The sequence below is a fragment of the Hydrogenobaculum sp. Y04AAS1 genome, assembly GCF_000020785.1.
Taxonomy (GTDB): domain Bacteria; phylum Aquificota; class Aquificia; order Aquificales; family Aquificaceae; genus Hydrogenobaculum.
In genome coordinates this window covers 1,518,252-1,536,126 of record NC_011126.1, presented here as the reverse complement: position 1 = coordinate 1,536,126, position 17,875 = coordinate 1,518,252, and the positions used below count along the sequence as shown (strand labels likewise).

General features: G+C 34.2%; 15 protein-coding genes. 4 read left to right on the top strand and 11 right to left on the bottom strand.

Annotation, left to right across the window (positions count from 1 at the left end):
- Nucleotides 1-4: 4 nt before the first annotated feature.
- From pstA to dnaE, 4 genes are read right to left on the bottom strand one after another with little or no spacing between them, the layout of a single operon-like run.
- The gene (pstA, locus tag HY04AAS1_RS08150) at nucleotides 5-901 is read right to left on the bottom strand and encodes a phosphate ABC transporter permease PstA (RefSeq protein ID WP_012514650.1); all 897 of its coding nucleotides are present in this window, start codon (nucleotides 899-901) and stop codon (nucleotides 5-7) included.
- Entirely contained in the window at nucleotides 889-1,884 is a 996-nt protein-coding gene (gene pstC / locus HY04AAS1_RS08145) for a phosphate ABC transporter permease subunit PstC (protein ID WP_012514649.1), read from the bottom strand. Before pstC ends, pstA begins: the two co-directional genes overlap by 13 nt.
- Nucleotides 1,885-1,902: 18 nt before the next feature.
- Complete coding sequence (gene pstS / locus HY04AAS1_RS08140) at nucleotides 1,903-2,913, bottom strand: phosphate ABC transporter substrate-binding protein PstS (RefSeq protein ID WP_012514648.1); 1,011 nt, start codon at nucleotides 2,911-2,913, stop codon at nucleotides 1,903-1,905.
- 56 nt (nucleotides 2,914-2,969) lie between these two features.
- Complete coding sequence (gene dnaE / locus HY04AAS1_RS08135) at nucleotides 2,970-6,575, bottom strand: DNA polymerase III subunit alpha (protein ID WP_012514647.1); 3,606 nt, start codon at nucleotides 6,573-6,575, stop codon at nucleotides 2,970-2,972.
- 176 nt (nucleotides 6,576-6,751) lie between these two features.
- On the opposite strand from dnaE, the gene HY04AAS1_RS08130 reads away from it, so the two are divergent.
- The 3 genes from HY04AAS1_RS08130 to HY04AAS1_RS08315 are packed head-to-tail and all read left to right on the top strand — an operon-like array spanning nucleotide 6,752 to nucleotide 10,189.
- On the top strand, nucleotides 6,752-7,693 hold the full coding sequence (locus tag HY04AAS1_RS08130) for a UDP-glucuronic acid decarboxylase family protein (protein WP_012514646.1): 942 nt from the start codon (nucleotides 6,752-6,754) through the stop codon (nucleotides 7,691-7,693).
- Between the two features lie 16 nt (nucleotides 7,694-7,709).
- On the top strand, nucleotides 7,710-8,942 hold the full coding sequence (locus tag HY04AAS1_RS08320) for a hypothetical protein (RefSeq protein WP_012514645.1): 1,233 nt from the start codon (nucleotides 7,710-7,712) through the stop codon (nucleotides 8,940-8,942).
- Nucleotides 8,939-10,189 (top strand): hypothetical protein, encoded by a 1,251-nt coding sequence (locus HY04AAS1_RS08315; protein ID WP_012514644.1) that lies wholly within the window; start codon nucleotides 8,939-8,941, stop codon nucleotides 10,187-10,189. Before HY04AAS1_RS08320 ends, HY04AAS1_RS08315 begins: the two co-directional genes overlap by 4 nt.
- A 4-nt stretch (nucleotides 10,190-10,193) precedes the next feature.
- Here the strand turns inward: HY04AAS1_RS08315 and HY04AAS1_RS08115 are convergent, their stop codons facing one another.
- Nucleotides 10,194-11,291, bottom strand: a complete 1,098-nt coding sequence (locus HY04AAS1_RS08115; RefSeq protein WP_012514643.1) for an FkbM family methyltransferase — start codon at nucleotides 11,289-11,291, stop codon at nucleotides 10,194-10,196.
- Nucleotides 11,288-12,508 carry a hypothetical protein gene (locus tag HY04AAS1_RS08110; protein WP_012514642.1) on the bottom strand — a complete coding sequence of 407 codons (1,221 nt, stop codon included), beginning with the start codon at nucleotides 12,506-12,508 and terminating at the stop codon, nucleotides 11,288-11,290. The genes HY04AAS1_RS08115 and HY04AAS1_RS08110 overlap by 4 nt, the downstream gene beginning before the upstream one ends.
- 218 nt (nucleotides 12,509-12,726) lie before the next feature.
- Here HY04AAS1_RS08110 and HY04AAS1_RS08105 point away from each other — a divergent pair, with 218 nt between their 5' ends.
- A complete protein-coding gene (locus HY04AAS1_RS08105) occupies nucleotides 12,727-13,650 on the top strand; it encodes an Rpn family recombination-promoting nuclease/putative transposase (protein ID WP_012514641.1) in 924 nt (307 codons plus the stop codon).
- A 147-nt stretch (nucleotides 13,651-13,797) separates the two neighbouring features.
- Here the strand turns inward: HY04AAS1_RS08105 and HY04AAS1_RS08100 are convergent, their stop codons facing one another.
- The 5 genes from HY04AAS1_RS08100 to HY04AAS1_RS08080 all read right to left on the bottom strand — a co-directional run bounded on the left by HY04AAS1_RS08100 (nucleotide 13,798) and on the right by HY04AAS1_RS08080 (nucleotide 17,862).
- Complete coding sequence (locus HY04AAS1_RS08100; protein WP_012514640.1) at nucleotides 13,798-14,742, bottom strand: hypothetical protein; 945 nt, start codon at nucleotides 14,740-14,742, stop codon at nucleotides 13,798-13,800.
- Nucleotides 14,743-14,818: 76 nt separating this feature from the next.
- Complete coding sequence (locus HY04AAS1_RS08095; RefSeq protein WP_012514639.1) at nucleotides 14,819-15,454, bottom strand: hypothetical protein; 636 nt, start codon at nucleotides 15,452-15,454, stop codon at nucleotides 14,819-14,821.
- Nucleotides 15,455-15,456: 2 nt separating this feature from the next.
- Nucleotides 15,457-16,254 carry a 3-deoxy-8-phosphooctulonate synthase gene (gene kdsA, locus HY04AAS1_RS08090; RefSeq protein WP_012514638.1) on the bottom strand — a complete coding sequence of 266 codons (798 nt, stop codon included), beginning with the start codon at nucleotides 16,252-16,254 and terminating at the stop codon, nucleotides 15,457-15,459.
- Nucleotides 16,202-17,419 carry an epoxyqueuosine reductase QueH gene (locus HY04AAS1_RS08085; protein ID WP_012514637.1) on the bottom strand — a complete coding sequence of 406 codons (1,218 nt, stop codon included), beginning with the start codon at nucleotides 17,417-17,419 and terminating at the stop codon, nucleotides 16,202-16,204. The genes kdsA and HY04AAS1_RS08085 overlap by 53 nt, the downstream gene beginning before the upstream one ends.
- Entirely contained in the window at nucleotides 17,416-17,862 is a 447-nt protein-coding gene (locus HY04AAS1_RS08080) for a hypothetical protein (protein WP_012514636.1), read from the bottom strand. Before HY04AAS1_RS08080 ends, HY04AAS1_RS08085 begins: the two co-directional genes overlap by 4 nt.
- Nucleotides 17,863-17,875 lie beyond the last annotated feature (13 nt).

Below are 17,875 nucleotides of genomic sequence, written 5' to 3'. Positions count from 1 at the left end.
TCCTTTAACCTTTGTTTATCTTGGCAATACGTCTTGCTACATACATAAAAGGCGCTGTAAAAGACCCTCCATGCACCAAAAACTTGGCTATTATAACCGCAGCCAAGACGCCTAACGTAAGGACAAATCCCGCCGCCCAGGCTTGTTCGTGCCATTCATGGTACGGACCAGTAGCGTATATAAATATCGTTATAGTAAGAGTGGCCATAGGTTTTAAAAGATTGAAGGTAGTATGGTCGTTGTTAAAAGATGTAAACAACAAAGGTGCCGCCTCACCCGCCATTCTAGCAAGACCTAATATAACACCGGTAAGTATACCAGTTTTAGCGGCTCTCATGGTAACTTTTTTTATCACATAGTGTTTGTAAGCTCCTAAAGCGTATGCAGCCTCCCTCATCTCCTTTGGCACAAGCTTTAGCATCTCATCAGTGGCTATCGTAATGTAAGGAAGGGACAAAATTGAAAGAGCCACAGAACCAGACAAACCGTTGAAGCTGTGAAGAGGTGCCACAAGCACTACATAAACAGCAGCACCAATGACTATAGCTGGCATAGAAATTACAATATCTGATAAATTTCTTATAAACATAGCCCACCAAGTACCTCTACCGTATTCTGCCAAGAAGATACCAGCCATTATGCCTATCGGCGTACCTATAAAAGCAGCTATAACGGTGATTAAGAATTGACCTATGAAAGCCATTCTGAGTCCACCACCGGGCATCCCAGGTGGGGCTGGATCTTTAGTAAAGAAATCAAGGTTTAGATATTGATATCCATGGTAAATAATAGAAACAAGTATCCATCCCAAAAATACTATACCATATAAAGCTGCCAATGTAGATAAAATCATCACAACGTTGCTCTTTACAACCCTTGCTTTGATTCTTACGTTTTCCATTTTCTTTCCAATCTCCACACAATAAATTTTGCTATAGCAAGAGTACTAAACGATATAGTAAGAAGTATCAAAGCTATATAGAACAAAGCTGACAAATAAAGATGCGTCATAGCTTCCGTAAACTCATCCGCCAGCGTAACTGTTATAGTGGTAACGGAGTTTAACAAAGATAACATATCGAAAAAATTACCAGGGTTGTGGTTGTTGCCATTTACAAAAGACACTGCCATGGTTTCACCCAAAGCCCTACCTATGGCAAATATACCAGATCCAAGAATACCAGAAGATACATATGGCATCACCACTTTTCTTATGACTTCCCATCTCGTAGCACCAAGCCCATAGGCGGACTCTTTCACCACCTCTGGTACCAAAGAAAAAGCATCTTTTATAAGTGAAGACATAAAAGGCGTAATCATAATAGAAAGTATCACGGCTGTTGTAAATGTATCTATTCCTATACCAGGACCGTTAAATAGAAATCCAATCACTGGCAACGTAGCAAGATGATCCAGTATCCAAGGTTCTATATGATTTTGCATAACTGGAGCCAATACAAAAAGTCCCCACATCCCGTATATAACAGTAGGTATGGCTGCTAAAAGCTCAATAGCGGTGGTAACTATAGGTTTTAACCAATGAGGGGCTAATTCAGTTATATATATAGCCACCCCTATACTTATGGGCGCGGCAAATATAAAAGCCCATATGGTAACATATATAGAACCAAAAAGCGGTGTGAAAGCACCAAAATGATTATCTACTGCATCCCAGCTTTTACTGGTAATAAAATGCCAAACTCCAAAAGCTTTTATAGCAGGGTATGCCTCTATGAAAAGAACAACAAATATAGTTATCACTACAAACGGAATCAAAGCCGCTGCTGTAAAAGCCGCAATTTTAAATAAGGTATTTCCTACCTTGCCGTTTCTTTTCATAGAAGCAGCGGGGCTTATAACCCCGCTATCTTTTAATTCTATCATAAATCTATACCTTGGTCATTACCAGCTTAAGCCATGCTTTTTCCAAGAGGCCATTATATCCTTTTTGACAAAATCTGGAAGTGTAATGTAATCAAGAGCTCTCAAATCAGCATCACCATGGTTAAAGACCCATGTATAGTACTGCAACACGTAAGAGTTGGTAGCTTTGCCTTTTGGAAGCAATATAAATGTCGGACCTTCTATAGGATAAGAGTCTTTACCTGGAGGGTTTGGAAGCTCCATATAAAAATCTTGTTTAATAGCTTCGTTCCAATTTGCTTGTTTAGCAGCAGCTATCATGGTTTGCATAGTTGGAGCAACCCACCAACCAGCCTTGTTTTCTAAGACTGCAACGTTGAAGTGGTTTTGCTTGAAATAAGCGTATTCTACATAACCTATAGCACCTCTAACTCTCATTATATAGTTTGTCACACCCTCAGAACCTTTACCACCTATACCCACCGGCCATGGTACAGAGGTGTTAAACCCTATCTTTTGTGCCCAAGCTGGACATACTTTTGTAAGATAGTTTGTGAATATCCAAGTGGTACCAGAACCATCAGCTCTGTGAACCGGTGTGATCGGTACGTGGGGTAAATTTAATTTTGGGTTTGTGGCTTTTATCCTTGGGTCATCCCAATATCTTATCTTACCCATATAAATATCGCATATTTGCTTACCGGCGAGGTGAAGTTGATAGTTTCCAACACCTGGTATGTTATAACCCATTACCACACCACCTATAGCATCTGGCCACTGAATAAGGCCCCTTTCCTTCAACTCTGCTGGTTTTAACGGAGCATCAGATGCACCAAAATCTATCGTTCTTTTTGTAGCTTGGAGTATACCACCGCCAGAACCTATACCTTGGTAGTTTACATGGTTTCCGGTGGCTTGCTTAAAGTGAAGAGCCCATCTTTGCATAGCAGGTTCGATAAATGTAGAACCAGCTCCTGTTATAGTCCAAGCCATAGCTCCTTGAATGCTACCAGCAAAAACAGCTACCGCTAAAACTTGTTTTAACTTCATACAAACCTCCTTACGTTTTGATGCTTTTATTATAAAAAAGAATTGTTAATTTTTCGTTAAGATGCCAAAGAAAATTCTATACCGTATTTACTGAGTTCTTCTATGAGGGTTTTTGAAAGCACCACATCCTTGGAGGTTTGTACTATAGCCCTATAGGAGCTAACGTCTAGTTCCAATACAACTTTTTGAGTTTTCATAACATCTTCGTTAGTCTTAGGCGTATATTTGTCCAGCATAGATTTAAGCTTTTCTAAAAAGCCGTTTTTCGCTTTTTCCTCATCTATCTTAAGAGTTAGCGTGTTGTATTGATTTAGCAAAGAATCTATAGAATAAAGATCATTTGCCACTATCTTAAGGTTTTCATTTTCAATGTCTATGTCTAAAACACCCTTTACCACCACCACTTCATCTTCTTTTATAATACCTTCAGAAGATGCATACCTATCCGGGAAAACCACAACTTCAACAATATCCGTTTTATCCACAAGGTTAAAAATAGCCATGTAAGAACCATTTTTGGTTTTTTTAATCTGTAAATCGCTTATAACACCCACAATCGTATATTCCGCCGATGCGTTTTGCCCAGCCTCGCTGTCTATGGCTTGGTTTGGCATATTGTCAAAATCTATATCTTCTATATTTGTTATGTCTTTGTTGTGAGATAAAATCCAGCTGTATTTGTCCAGTGGATGCCCAGATATATAAAAACCAAGAACCTCCTTTTCTAATTTTAATATATCTATAGAAGAGCTTTGTTCCATCTGCTCAGTGGATTTCGAGGCTTTTATACCAAACAACGACCTCTGGGCTATGCTTGATATATCCTGAGAATTCAAAAGCCTTGAGAGAAAATCTTCTCTATTTTTATAACCGCTTTTTTCTATAAGACTATCAAAAGCCCCTGCTTTTGAAAGAGCTTCTAAAACTTTTTTATTCACTTTCCTATTGTCTGTGTTTTTGGTAAAATCTTGAAAACTTAGAAAGTCTCTTCCAATTTTTTCTTGCATAGATTTTATATGTCTTGCGGTATCCTCACCAACACCCTTTATTCTTCCAAGCCCAAACCTTATGTGTCTTGGAACTTCTATCTTAAAATCTACATCGGATTTGTTTACATCTGGAGGTAATACTTTTATACCAAAAGACTTCGCATCTTTTAAAAGGTTTATAAACTTCTTATCGGAGTTCTCTGTAGAAAATTTCACAGCATAAAACTCATCTGGATAGTAAAGCTTCACGTAAGCAGTCCAAAAAGATATGTAACCGTAAGCCACAGAGTGAGATTTGTTGAAAGAATAAGAGGCAAACTCCTCTATTTCAGACCAAAGTTTTTCTATTTTATCCTTAGGATAGCCTCTTTCACAGCTTCTTCTTATGAAATCATCTTTTATCTTTGCCATGAGATCAGCCTTTTTCTTACCTATAGCCTTTCTCAAATTATCTGCCTCTCCCATGGTAAACCCAGCAAGAATGTTTGATATAAACATGATCTGCTCTTGATAAACAATGAGACCATAAGTTTCTTTTAGCACCTCTTCAAGCTCTTCAAATTCGTATACAACTTTTTCTTTACCAAGTTTTCTATTTATAAATTTATCTACCATCCCGCTTTTTATAGGACCTGGTCTATAAAGGGCTAAAGCGGCTACAATATCTTCAAATCTATCTGGTTTTAAACGTTTTATAAGCTCCCTCATGCCCTTTGATTCCAGTTGAAACACCCCTATCGTTTCACCGGTAGCTAAAAATTCGTAAATTTCTTTGTTGTTAAAATCCAAAGACAAGAAATCAATATCTACACCTTTGTTTTGTTTTACAAGCTCTTTCATCTTCCATAGCTCTGTAAGCGTTTTTAATCCGAGAAAGTCCATTTTGACAAGCCCAAGCTCTTCTAAATGAGCCATATCGTATTGGGTAGCTATGTTGCCAGTATCATCTTTTACCGATTTATCAAGATACAAAGGTGCCAACTCTATAAGGGGTTTTGGAGCTATCACAATACCAGCAGCATGCAAAGATGTATGCCTTGTAAGACCCTCAAGTTTTATAGATATTTCCACAAGCTCTTTTATCTGAGGGTCTTTTTTTGCAAGGTCTCTAAATTTTTTTACATTATCTTCAATATCTCCTCTGTGTCCATAACGCTCCATCAACTCTTCTATGGGCGTTATATACATCTCTTCAAGGCTTAGCCAAGTACCTTGGACGTTGCCTTGAGGTATAAGTTTTGCTAGTACATCGGCGTCTTTGTAAGCCATACCCATGGCCCTTGCCACATCTCTAAGGGTTTGTTTAGCTTTCATCGTATTGTAAGTAATGATCTGAGCTACAGAATCTTTGCCGTATTTTTCTTTTACATACTCTATAACCTTATCCCGGTTGTCCATGCAAAAGTCTACATCTATATCTGGCATAGATATACGCTCTGGATTTAAAAATCTTTCGAAGATAAGTCCGTGCTTTAACGGATCAACGTCTGTAATGTTTAGAGCAAAAGCCACCAAAGACCCAGCCGCAGAACCTCTTCCAGGACCCACGGGTATGTTGTTTGATTTTGACCAGTTTATAAAATCCGATACTATCAAGAAATAACTATCAAAACCCATATTTTGTATTACTTCTAATTCATAATTTAGTCTGTCCCAGTACTCTTTTTCTGGTATATTTTTGCTTATTTGAGATTTTTGTATACGGCTTTTAAGACCCTCAACGGCTAAATTTCTAAGGTAAGAAGATATATTGACATTTATATCATCACCTTTAAAAAACTCAGGAAACTTGTAAGATTTGTCTTCAAATATGCTTAAAGAATCTGCAACTTTTTCTGATATTTCAACAGTGTTTAAAAGCGCTTTTTCCCACTCACTCCACTTTCCTTCAAATTTCTTTACCATCTCCTCGTATGAGGCAAAGTGCATACCATCATAGTGCCCAAAAGCATCTTCTCCAAGCTCCTGAAGTGTTTTTTTCATCTGAATTGCCATCAACACGTTGTGAGCCCTCAAATCTTCTTCCAAAAGGTAATGACAATCGTTGGTGGCCGCAAACTTTACGTTGTATCTTTTGGCTATATCTATAAGGGTTTTATTGGCGGTTTCCTGAGCTGGTATATGATTTGATTGAAGCTCTAAATAAAGATCATCCCCAAAGATATCTTTAAACTTTTTAACCCAATTATAAGCCATCTCTTCGTTGCCTTGAGCTGCGTAAAAAGTAGGCACTCCCTTAAGACAGGCCGTCAAAGCGATTAGACCTTCCGCATGCTGCTCTAACACTTCATAATCTATCCTTGGTTTATAGTAAAAGCCTTCAATAAAAGCTATAGAAGAAAGCTTCATGAGGTTTTTAAGCCCAGTGTCGTTTTTTGCCAAAAGTATGATATGGTGGTTTATTCTATCTGTTATGTTATCTTCAGAACCTTTTCCTTTATGCTCAGTTCTTTTTCCTGTGGTAAAGTAAGCTTCCATACCTATAATGGGCTTTATACCGTTTGCCTTCATCTCTTTGTAAAAGCTCATAGTACCAAAAAGGTTACCATGATCCGTTATAGCCACAGCCTTATAGCCGTATTCCTTTGCCTTTTTAGCCAAATCCTTTATCTTTATAGCTCCGTCCAAAAGCGAATATTGGGTGTGAAGATGAAGATGCACAAAATCTTTCATAAATTTGATTATATGTACAAACAAAAAGTTTGGAAATAGCTTCTTAGCTTTACCACAAAAAGACCTTCAAGCTCCATCATCTTAAGTATCTAATGTTCTCAATTTTTATATTTTGTTATAATAAAAGCTATGATACCATATAAAAATTTAAAGTTTTTGGCTTTTAGGAAAATAACATGAGAAAAAGGATTTTGATAACAGGCGGTGCTGGTTTCATAGGATCTCATCTTTGTGAGAGACTTCTTGAGGAAGGCAACGAAGTTATATGTGTAGATAATTTTTTCACGGGTTCTAAGGAAAATATAAAACATCTTCTTGGAAATCCTTACTTTGAGGTGCTAAGACACGATATAACGTTTCCTCTTTATGTGGAAGTGGATGAAATCTACAACTTAGCCTGTCCTGCTAGTCCTATTCATTATCAGTTTGACCCGGTGCAGACCACCAAAACCTCTGTTATGGGTGCTATAAATATGCTTGGACTTGCAAAGAGATTAAAGATAAGGATACTACAAGCCTCTACCTCAGAGGTTTACGGAGATCCAACGGTGCATCCTCAAAAAGAAGATTATTGGGGCAATGTAAATCCAATTGGTCCAAGGGCTTGTTATGATGAGGGTAAAAGATGCGCTGAGACGTTGTTTTTTGATTATCATAGGCAACACAATCTTGATATAAAAGTGGTTAGAATATTTAATACCTATGGACCTCGTATGTTGCCAAATGACGGAAGAGTTGTATCAAACTTTATAGTGCAAGCTCTAAAAGGTGAAGACATCACAGTATACGGCGATGGTTCTCAAACAAGAAGCTTTTGCTATATAGATGATATGGTAGATGGCATCATAAAAATGATGAATAGCCCAAAAGGCTTCACAGGTCCAGTAAACCTTGGAAACCCAGGAGAATTTAGCATATTAGAACTTGCAGAAATGATATTAAAACTCACTAAAAGCAAATCAAAGATAGTCTTCAAACCCCTTCCCCAAGATGATCCAAAACAGCGTCAGCCAGACATTACTCTTGCTAAAAGCCGATTAAACTGGGAGCCAAAAGTCCCACTACAAGAAGGTCTTATCAAAACCATCGAGTATTTTAAAGCATTTTTGGGTGTTTGATAGTATAATCTAATCTATGATAAAGTTTATAGATGAAAAAGAAGCTATAGAAAAATATGGCAAGGGGTTAGAAACACCTGTTTTATATACAGTATTTAATAGGCTTGATTTAGTAGAAAAAGCTTTTAGGCAGATAAAGAAAGTAAAACCAAAAAAGCTTTACATAGCTCAAGATGGACCAAGAGAACATGTAGAAGGCGAGAAAGAGAAAGTATTGGCAGTCAGAGATTATATATTATCAAACATAGATTGGGGTTGTGAGGTTAAAACGCTGTTTAGAGAAAAAAATTTAGGACTTAATAATGCATTGATCGGCGCTATTGATTGGTTTTTTGAGAATGAAGAGCAGGGCATATTTATAGAAGAAGATATATATATGAGTTTATCCGGATTCCATTTTTTAGAAAAAATGCTAAATAAATTTAAATATGACAAAGATGTATGGTTTGTGCTGGCTTATAACATTCTTAACAGGACAGATATGCGTTATGACTATGCAAAAACAGATTTTTTTATTTCTTGGGGATGGGCTGGCTGGAAAGATAAGTGGGAAAAGATTAGCTTTAAGGAAGTAAAAAATATTGATTTTATAGATAATAGCTTTAAAAACAAACGTTTAGCAAACGCTCTAAAGGCTTTTATTAAATCAGTAGAGCCTTTGCTTTATGACTCTCAAATGAATCTTGAAACGATATTAAATCATGCTTATACTATAATACCAAAATATCCTTTGAGTGTTCATTTAGGGTTTAGTGAGAGTACATATAATACAACACTATTTAACGAAAGCCTACGTATATACCATCCAAAGATAGAAGATATTAGAGAAATAGACGTAGATTACTTGGAAGATTATAAAGAAATACCTACAGTCAAAACATTTGAAAATTGGTGCACCATATGGGAAAAAATCATAGATTTTCCAATATCAGATAGCAAATCTGAAGCAAGTATTTCTAATATAGCTTCTCATTACAAAAAAATAGTTATCTACGGTGCTGGTATAGCAGGACGTCAGTTCTATGCTGCTTATGAAGATATGCTAGCTGATAAAGTTTGTTGCTTTGTAGATGATGATCCTAAAGATATTGAGTTGATGGGAAAACCTGTTATAAAACCTCAAGATATGCCAGATGATGTAGATTTGGTTATTATATCGCCACAATCTAGAAAAGCTTATGAAAATATGAAAGAGAAAGTAGCTGGTAAGAATGCGGTGTGGCTTAAGGATTTATTGTTTTCGCCATGATAAAGTTTATAGATGAAAAAGAAGCTATAGAAAAATATGGCAAGGGATTGGAGACACCTGTTTTATATATACCATTTAGCAGACTTGATTTAGTAAAAAAAGCTTTTGGTCAGGTAAAAAAAGTAAAACCAAAAAAGCTTTATATAGCTCAAGATGGACCAAGAGAGCATGTAGAAGGAGAAAAGGAAAAGATACTGGCAGTCAGAGATTATATATTATCAAACATAGATTGGGGTTGTGAGGTTAAAACGCTGTTTAGAGAAAAAAATATGGGTATGCGAGAAGGTATTATAGAAGCGTTAAATTGGTTTTTTGAGAATGAAGAACAGGGTATAGTTTTAGAAGAAGATATATATATAAGTTTATCTGGTTTTTGGTTTTTAGAAAAGATGTTAAATAAATTTAAGCATGATGAAGATGTATGGTTTGTTTGTGCTTACAATATTGTAGATATACCGTGTGATTATGCAAAGACAGATAACTTTAACACGTGGGGATGGGCAAGCTGGAAAGATAAGTGGATTAAAGTTAGATACGGGAGTGTAGATAGAAATGAAGGTAGATTTTTAGATAACTATTTTGAAAACAAAAGAATGGAAAAATTTTATAAGGGGGTTGTAAATACACCAAAACAATGGCTTATAAGATATGGATACGATGTTGAAATACCTATGGAGCTAATTTATTATAAAAAATATAGTATAGTTTCCAACATATCTTTGTGCGTGCATTTAGGATTCGAAGAAGGGGCTACCTTCTCATCAGAAGAGACATACAAATTGGATGTGTTTAGATACAACATAGCTTTAAAAGATTTAAAAGAAATAGATATTGAACAACTGGAAGGATGCGATGGCATCATAAAAACATTTGAGAAAAACCAGATAATGCACTCACACTACAATATCTTTATGGCTATTTATTCTAAAAACCTTGAAAACAATATAAAAGATTTGGCTGGAGAATATAAGAATATAGCCATATACGGAGCTGGTATACTTGGATATTTAGTATATGCTACTTACGATGATTTATTGTCAGATAAAGTATGTTGCTTCATAGACGATAATTCAAAAGATATAGAGCTTATGGGAAAACCTATCCTAAAACCACAAGATATGCCAGATAGCGTAGATATGATATTGGTATCGCCGCAATCCAAATATGTTTATGAAAAGCTGAAAGCCAAAATAGATAAACAAATACTGTGGCTAAAAGACCTAGCTTTTAGCCATGAAAAAATTTAAAAATCTATACCTTACAAAACGCTTTTGTACCATTCCAAAAATCAATTGGTGATTCATTGTTTAAAAGCCATATTTTATATTCTGGGACTATAGATTTTATAAATGTTGGGATCTCATAAAAGTGCTCTGGTTTGTGATAAATGCATATTGCCAATTTTGGTTTGAAGGTTTTTATAGTATTTATAGCTCCTTTTAGAGCATCAAGCTCAGCGCCTTCTATATCCATCTTTATAAAATCCACTTTTGGTATATTTTTCTCTCTAACAAAATCATCTATTGTTGTTAGCTCCACTTTTATATTACCGCTGTTGCTAACTTTGCTCCTAGCACTAAAATCTTCAAAATAAGCTTGTTGACTTTTATCAGATAAACCTTTATTTATAGCTATTACATTGTTATATCCTTTTATATCTTCCAAAAGCTCGTTATATATCCTTGGTATAGGTTCAAAAGCGTAAACTTTACCGTTTATACCAGCTTTTTTAGCAAAATAAATACAGTTTAATCCGCCGCTTTTAGAACTATTCACACCGCAATCAAGCACAATATCTCCTTCTTCTACGTCAAAATTTATTTCTTTGTAAGAATATTCCTCCTCGTTAGCGTTTACTTTGTATTTTAAAAATAAGCTTAAAAGTTTAATATTTATTTGGATAAAACTTTTCGTAATGTTAGTATTGTAAAATTTTATATCGTTAAAGTTGTTTATCAAATCTTTCTTAAAATCGTTATCTTCAAATAAATTTATGTAGTCATCTATACACTTTGGTGGAGAAAAAATTTCTATTTTATTACCGCTTTTATCACAAGCTGGTATAAGAGAATACAATATCCTTTCTTTATCTACATAATGTTCGAGCTTACTCGCAAAATCAAAGATTTTCTTCACGCTCTCCGCTGTTCCTATAAAATAAGCATCTGCTTTGTATTTGTTCAAATCTTCAAGTTTTATAATAGGTTTTCCAAAGTATTCTCCGCTCTTAAAATCATCTATAAAAGCTATTACTTCTATACCGTTTTCTACAAGATGCTCATATGTAATAGCTCCGTTATTACCAGCCCCGTATATGATAGCGGTTTTGATACCTTTGTATAAGCTCATGAGAGTACCTCTTTTATTAAATCTTTTGAGATTATAACACCGGCTCTGTGAGATTTTAATTTATCTTTTATATTTCTAATCTGATCTACTCTTGTTACAGCTATAAATATAGGTATATCTTTTCTTGCTTCTGAAAGGGGTATTATATCTTTCTCAAGAAGCTTCCCACCAGCGTTGTCATCTACAAAAGCTACAAGTTTTTCTTTTAAAAGCTCCATATAAACATTATAGAATATATATCCAAAAAAGCCAGCCCCGTAAATATATATAGAATCGTAGTTTTTTAGGATTTTATAAATACGATTATAAACTTTATCTGAGATAAATGAAAAAAGTATATCTTTTTCCAAAAACTCATAGCAATGTTTTATCAAGGCTGAATCATCTTTACAAGGTATCAATGCGTTAAAATCGTATTCTTTTATGTCTATATATTTGCTAATATCTCCTAACCATGTATCGACATGAAAACTGGTAGCATATTCTGAATCAAAATCAAGATGCTTTATAAGATTTTGCCTTGGGAAAACACAACATCCGCCATTATACTGTATAACAAACCTAAACTTTAAATCCCAAGTTATCTTGTCTTTAAATTGATGAAGATTTTGAGTTAGTATATTTGCGTAAGATAGCACAATATCTCTCATCTGCTTGTTTTTATAAACTCTGTTTAAAAATTCATAAGATGTTATATTTTTAAGCTCAAAATCCTCAAACTTAAACCATCTATTTTTCCATGTCGCAAAAGCCCATGAGTAAAATGTTATATTACTAATAGTATAATCACAATTTACTTCATTTTCATCAGCACAAGCCGAAAATCCACAAACTGCATATATGCTTTTATCATCTTTATATTTTTCCAAAAGTTTTTTAGAAAAGCCAAAAAAACTCAAAGATGGAAAGCCATCTTCTTCTAATATTACCCCCATATCTTCTTTTTCGAATAACCAATTTATAGATTTGTATATAAACAAGTTAGGTCCATAGTTTTTATCGCTTTTAAACAAATTTAATTTACAATCCCAATCTACATTTTCTTTTATAAAATCCAATACTTTTTCCAACTCTTCTTTTTCTTTATCATCCCTTGCCCCGTCTTGAGCTATATAAAGCTTGTACGGCTTAATGGCTTTTATCTGCGAAAACACGTCTTTTACTATATTAAGCCGTTTAAAGGGTATATATAGTATAGGTATATCGTAATATATCATATAAATATTATATCATACTGGAAATATGTATAAGTTTATTACATCGTGAACACATAAACCGTGGCAGACTTGTAAGCCGTGGAATACTTGTCGTATAATAAGTGCCTGCTAAAAAGAGAAGCATCTGAAACGTGCTCACACACTCTAGTGTACCAAAGGTATTTTTACTAGCCAAAAAAGTATAACTTCCCCCGCCTTCTTTGTATTAAAATAGATTTATGGATATACAACCACACGATTCATTTTTTAAGCAGATATTTTCTGATCCTAAGAGAGTAAAATTGCTTCTTGATATCTTTGCTAAAGATGTAGCTAAAAGTATAAACTCTATAAGCTTAGTAAATACAGAAAAGTTTTCTTCTAAATTTCAAAAGTTTATGCTTGATTTACTTTTTAGCTGCAAGGTAAAAGATCAAGATGCTTATATAAGGATTGTACTTGAACATAAATCTTATCTTGATAAAGAACTACCAGTTCAGCTTTCTTACTATAACAGTGCTATCTGGGAAGAGGCTATAAAAGGAAAAGAGTATTATCCTCCTATTATCAATATTGTTTTTTACCATGGAAAAGGTGAATGGAATATACCCACATCTTTACCAGTATTAGAAGACCAAAACTTAGAAAAATATGTATCTAAACTAAATTATATACTTATAGATCTAAATCAAATATCTGATGAAGATATTATAAGTGAGACATACCAAGATCTTTGCGCACAATGGGCTATGCTTGCAATGAAGCATATATTTGATAGCATAAAAGGCTTTATAAAAGTACTTGAGCTTATAGCTGATTATATCAAAACCCACGATTATATAGAAAAATCTCATTGCATATTTATAGTACTTGATTATATTGTATCTGTGAAGGATAACCCTGAAGAGGTTGAAAGTATTTTAAAAGAACTAACAGGAGGTGATAAGAAGGTTATGACACTAACAGAAAAGTGGATGATGGAAGGATTACAAAAAGGGTTAATTAAGGCTAAAAAAGATGACGTTAAGAGCGCTATCCTTATCAAGTTTGGAGTACTGCCAAAAGAGCTTGAAGAGAAGATAGAAACCACAGACGATATAAAAGTTTTAGATGAGATGTTTAAGAAGGTGATACTTGCTAGTAAGATTGAAGAGATTTTATAAGCTCATATACATAAGGTTTGGAACAAAACCTTCAAACCCTCAATATTATATTTGAAAATTTATCACTGCAAATAGCATTGATAAGATAGAAAAGATGGTATACGAAACCAACAGACAATGTTTAGGCTTTTAAAAATACTTAAAGCTTTAAGTATCTTTTAATCTTTTATATACTTGCTTAAAATTTAACAAATCCATATACTCCCATTCTCTAAAAGCCATAGCATATATGTTTTGCTTGGTAAGGTATTTTAATATATCTGATTTTATTCTTAAAGATGCAAAAATAGGTATAAGCTTGTAATCTTTGTATTCTTCAAAAAGTTCTCTAAAAAGCTTTAATTTTTTTTCTTTAAACTCATTTACATAATCTATCCTTGGTGAGGATTTTACTTCTATAAGAAATACAGTCTTACATTTATCGCTTGTGGCTACTATATCAAATTCACCTTCCAATTTACCTTTTACTTTTTCTATATTTGTGCTTATATAGGTTATCTTGCATTTAAAATAGCTTTCTAACACTGGTCTTGTGGCTGGAAATATAATATCTTCTACTATAGTCCCAAGTTTGTTTGACAAAGCTCCCCACTCTTTATTGAAGCGCTTTATCTCTTTTTCATGGTTTTTTTCCATCTTATCTATACGTTGCAATATCTTCTCATTTTCTTTGCTTGATTTCTCAGCATTCTCTCTTATACTTTGCCATATCTTCTCGTGTTCTTTTTCCGCTTTTTCTGCATTTTCTCTAATGCTTTGCCATATCTTCTCGTGTTCTTTTTCCGCTTTTTCTGCATTTTCTCTTATACTTTCCCATATCTTCTCGTGTTCTTTTTCCGCTTTTTCTGCATTTTCTCTAATGCTTTGCCATATCTTTTCATGTTCTTTTTGGGACTGTTCCATGCTTTTGTTTAGTTCTTCTACACTTTTTCTAAGTTCTTCTATACTCCTTACATTCTCTTTTGTAATTTCATATAGAGATTCTATGTTTTTACTCATTTCATTATTGCTTTTTTGAAGCATCAACATACCAGCCATAAGCTCTTTCAGCATCTCTTCAAGTTCTGAAAGTCTTCCCTCTACAGATTCCATACTATAAATATATAGGTTACTAAGATGTTTGTCAAATTATGCGTGGCAGACTTGTTGCAAATTTAAGGTTTAAACATTAAGACAGTGTATATAAATCTATCCAATCCAAGTTTAAAACACGTAAAACATGATCCATAATCATTTTATCGTAAAGCTCTGGGAATTTTTTAAACTTTTCGTATTTTTGAAGGATCATAGATTTTGCCTCTTGGCTAAGCGAATCCCACTCTTTTTCGAAAATCTGCTTTTTTATTCGGTTTAAAATGCTTGCAGCTTCTTCTTCTGTGGTAGGATAAGGGATTTTGTCTAAATTTATATTGTATTTTTTGTCTAGGCCGGTGTATTTAAGGCGTTTTATATGTAAATCAAACCTTCCTATATACCAATGTTCATCGGAATTTGCCCACATTCTTCTTATAAAATCTGTGATAGAGGCATTTATATCGTTATCACACATAAAAAGCATAGCCTTTCTTCTTTTAAACTCTGGAAGCCTATACATATATTTTTCTATACCACTTATTATCACTTCTTTAGGAACTTTCTTCTTTAAAATATGATCAAGATAAAGCTCTTCTGCATAAGAAAGATAAAAACTGCTTTGTTTTAAATCAAGGAAAAAATCTTTTATAGCTTGAAAGTCTTCTATGTTTCTATCGTTTTGCTCTAAAAATTTATCTTTGATAACGATATCTTTTTCATTGTCTTTCATATTTAACTTTGGTTTATATCATCTAAAGCTTGTTTTATGGCTTTTATTTGAATCAAAATGCCCTCTAAATCTTTCAAAGGTATGGAATTTGGACCATCGGACAGCGCCTTTTCTGGATTTGGATGCGTTTCCATAAAAACCCCGTCTACGCCCACTGCCACAGCAGCCCTTATAAGATACGGCACAAATTCCCTTTGACCTGAAGAAGACCCACCTGCACCACCAGGAAGCTGGACGCTGTGAGTAGCATCAAATATAACTTTTGCATACTGTCTCATAATAGGTAGCGATCTCATGTCCACTACAAGGTTGTTATAGCCAAAGGAGGAACCTCTTTCTGTAAGATAAAATGTAGCGTCTTTGTTTTTTGATTTTAGCTTATCTATTATATACTTAGTGTCCCAGGGAGCTAAAAATTGTCCTTTTTTAACGTTCACACTTTTACCAGTTTCTGCAGCGGCAAGAAGTAAATCCGTTTGCCTACATAAAAAAGCCGGTATTTGAATGATATCCACCACCTCTGCCACAGGTTTTACTTGATAAGTTTCATGCACATCCGTGGTAACTGGCATAGAAAATTCTTCTTTTATTCTTTTTAAAATCTCGAGACCTTTTTCAAGACCAGGCCCTCTATAAGAGTTTACAGATGTTCTATTGGCCTTATCAAAAGAAGCCTTAAATACAAAATCAAACTCCTTATACTTTAAAGAAAACTCTTTTAAATGAGAGGCCACTTCAAAGCAAAGCTCATAAGACTCTATTACACAAGGACCAGCTATTATAAGAAATTTCTTTTCCATCAAAAAACTCCGTAAGTTTTTCAAAACCACCCATCTCAAAAGCCCCTACAAAACAAACGGCTTCATCCTCTTTTAAGTTTAAAATTATATCCTCTACATCAAAACTTGGTTTATCAAAGTATCCTTCATAGGTTTTGTAAGCTTTTATACTAGATATATCTTTTATAGGGCTTTTAGAGATTATCAAAATACTGGAATCTTTATAAGAAAGCTCTGATTTTATATGTGCTTTTATCTTTTTGGCGTTGAGAAGTTTTTCTTTATACTCCTCATCTACTATAAAACACGGTGAAACATCTTTGTTTGCCACAAACTCTTTTGAAAAGATTATTTTTACATTTTGTTTCGTAAGGTATAAAACATCTTCTTTTGAAATAGAAAAATCTATATTTGCCTTCACAACACCGTTGGTAGGTTTTGAATAATACCTTATGTAAGAAGGGATTGGCTCATCATCTACAAAGATATACCCATTAAGTAAATCCCAACCTAAGAAGCTAAAGTTTATCTCTTTTGTATAAAATCCCATTGACTCTGCTAAAAGCCTAATACTTTTTATAAAAAGAAGCTCTTCTTTGGAACCAGGGCTAATCTTTGCCCACATAAAAAGCTCTGTATCTGGTTTTTGATTAAAAAGCCCATGTATGCATCCGCAATAATCTTGGGAGTATATTTCGTTTAGTTTTGTAAGCTCGTGCATTATCTGAACCCCACCACCCTTTCTATAATCTACGCTTATAAAATCTATACCGTACTCCTTAGAAAAGATAGAAGCTACATAATTTATTTGATTTATACTTTTTTTTGGACTCATCAAAAGCGTAGTGGTAATAGCTTTAGCATCTAAACTTCTTGCAATCTCAAAAGACTCTTTTAATCTTATATCAAAACAAACTTCACAGCGCTTACCCTTTTCTGGTTCTTTTTCAAGACCTTCTACCGCCAAAAGCCATGCATCGTCGTCATATTTTCCTTCTATAAGCGGTATACCTAGCTTCTCACACACTCTTTTTGTTTCTACTAGCCTCAAATCATACTCTGTTTTAGGATGTATGTTTGGATCGTAGAAAAATCCTATCCATTCGTAGTCTTTGTAATCGTTTTTTAGCTTTTCTAAAAAGTATATACTATCTGGTGCACAACATATATGAACAAGTCCTTTCATTTCTGAACTCCCAACTTCAACACAAGATTTCCACTTTTAATCTCGTAGTCCTTTATTATAACACGCTCTTTAAACTGATTTGGCACCTTGGTATAAAGCTCAGATGCCTTTATATAAGGCCAAAAGTTTATATAAGGCTTTCCATTTATCACCTCAAAAGCGTTTGGCAAAAGCTCTATATCTTTTTCCAAAAGCATATCAAACCCAATAGCCCTTTTACCAGCTTTTCTATCGTTTATAAAATATTCCCCTTCTTTTAACCTTATTTTATAATCTTTGCTAAAAGCCAAAAACTTCTTTTTTACCACCACATCCATTACATGTGGCTCTAAATAAACCGGGACTTCCAATATATTTTCTAACTTTTTTTGATTTATCGGGAAATCTATGGTAGCTTCCATTAGGTTGCCAAAGTTTATTAAGTCTTCTGCAAAAATTCCCATGCTATAATATTAA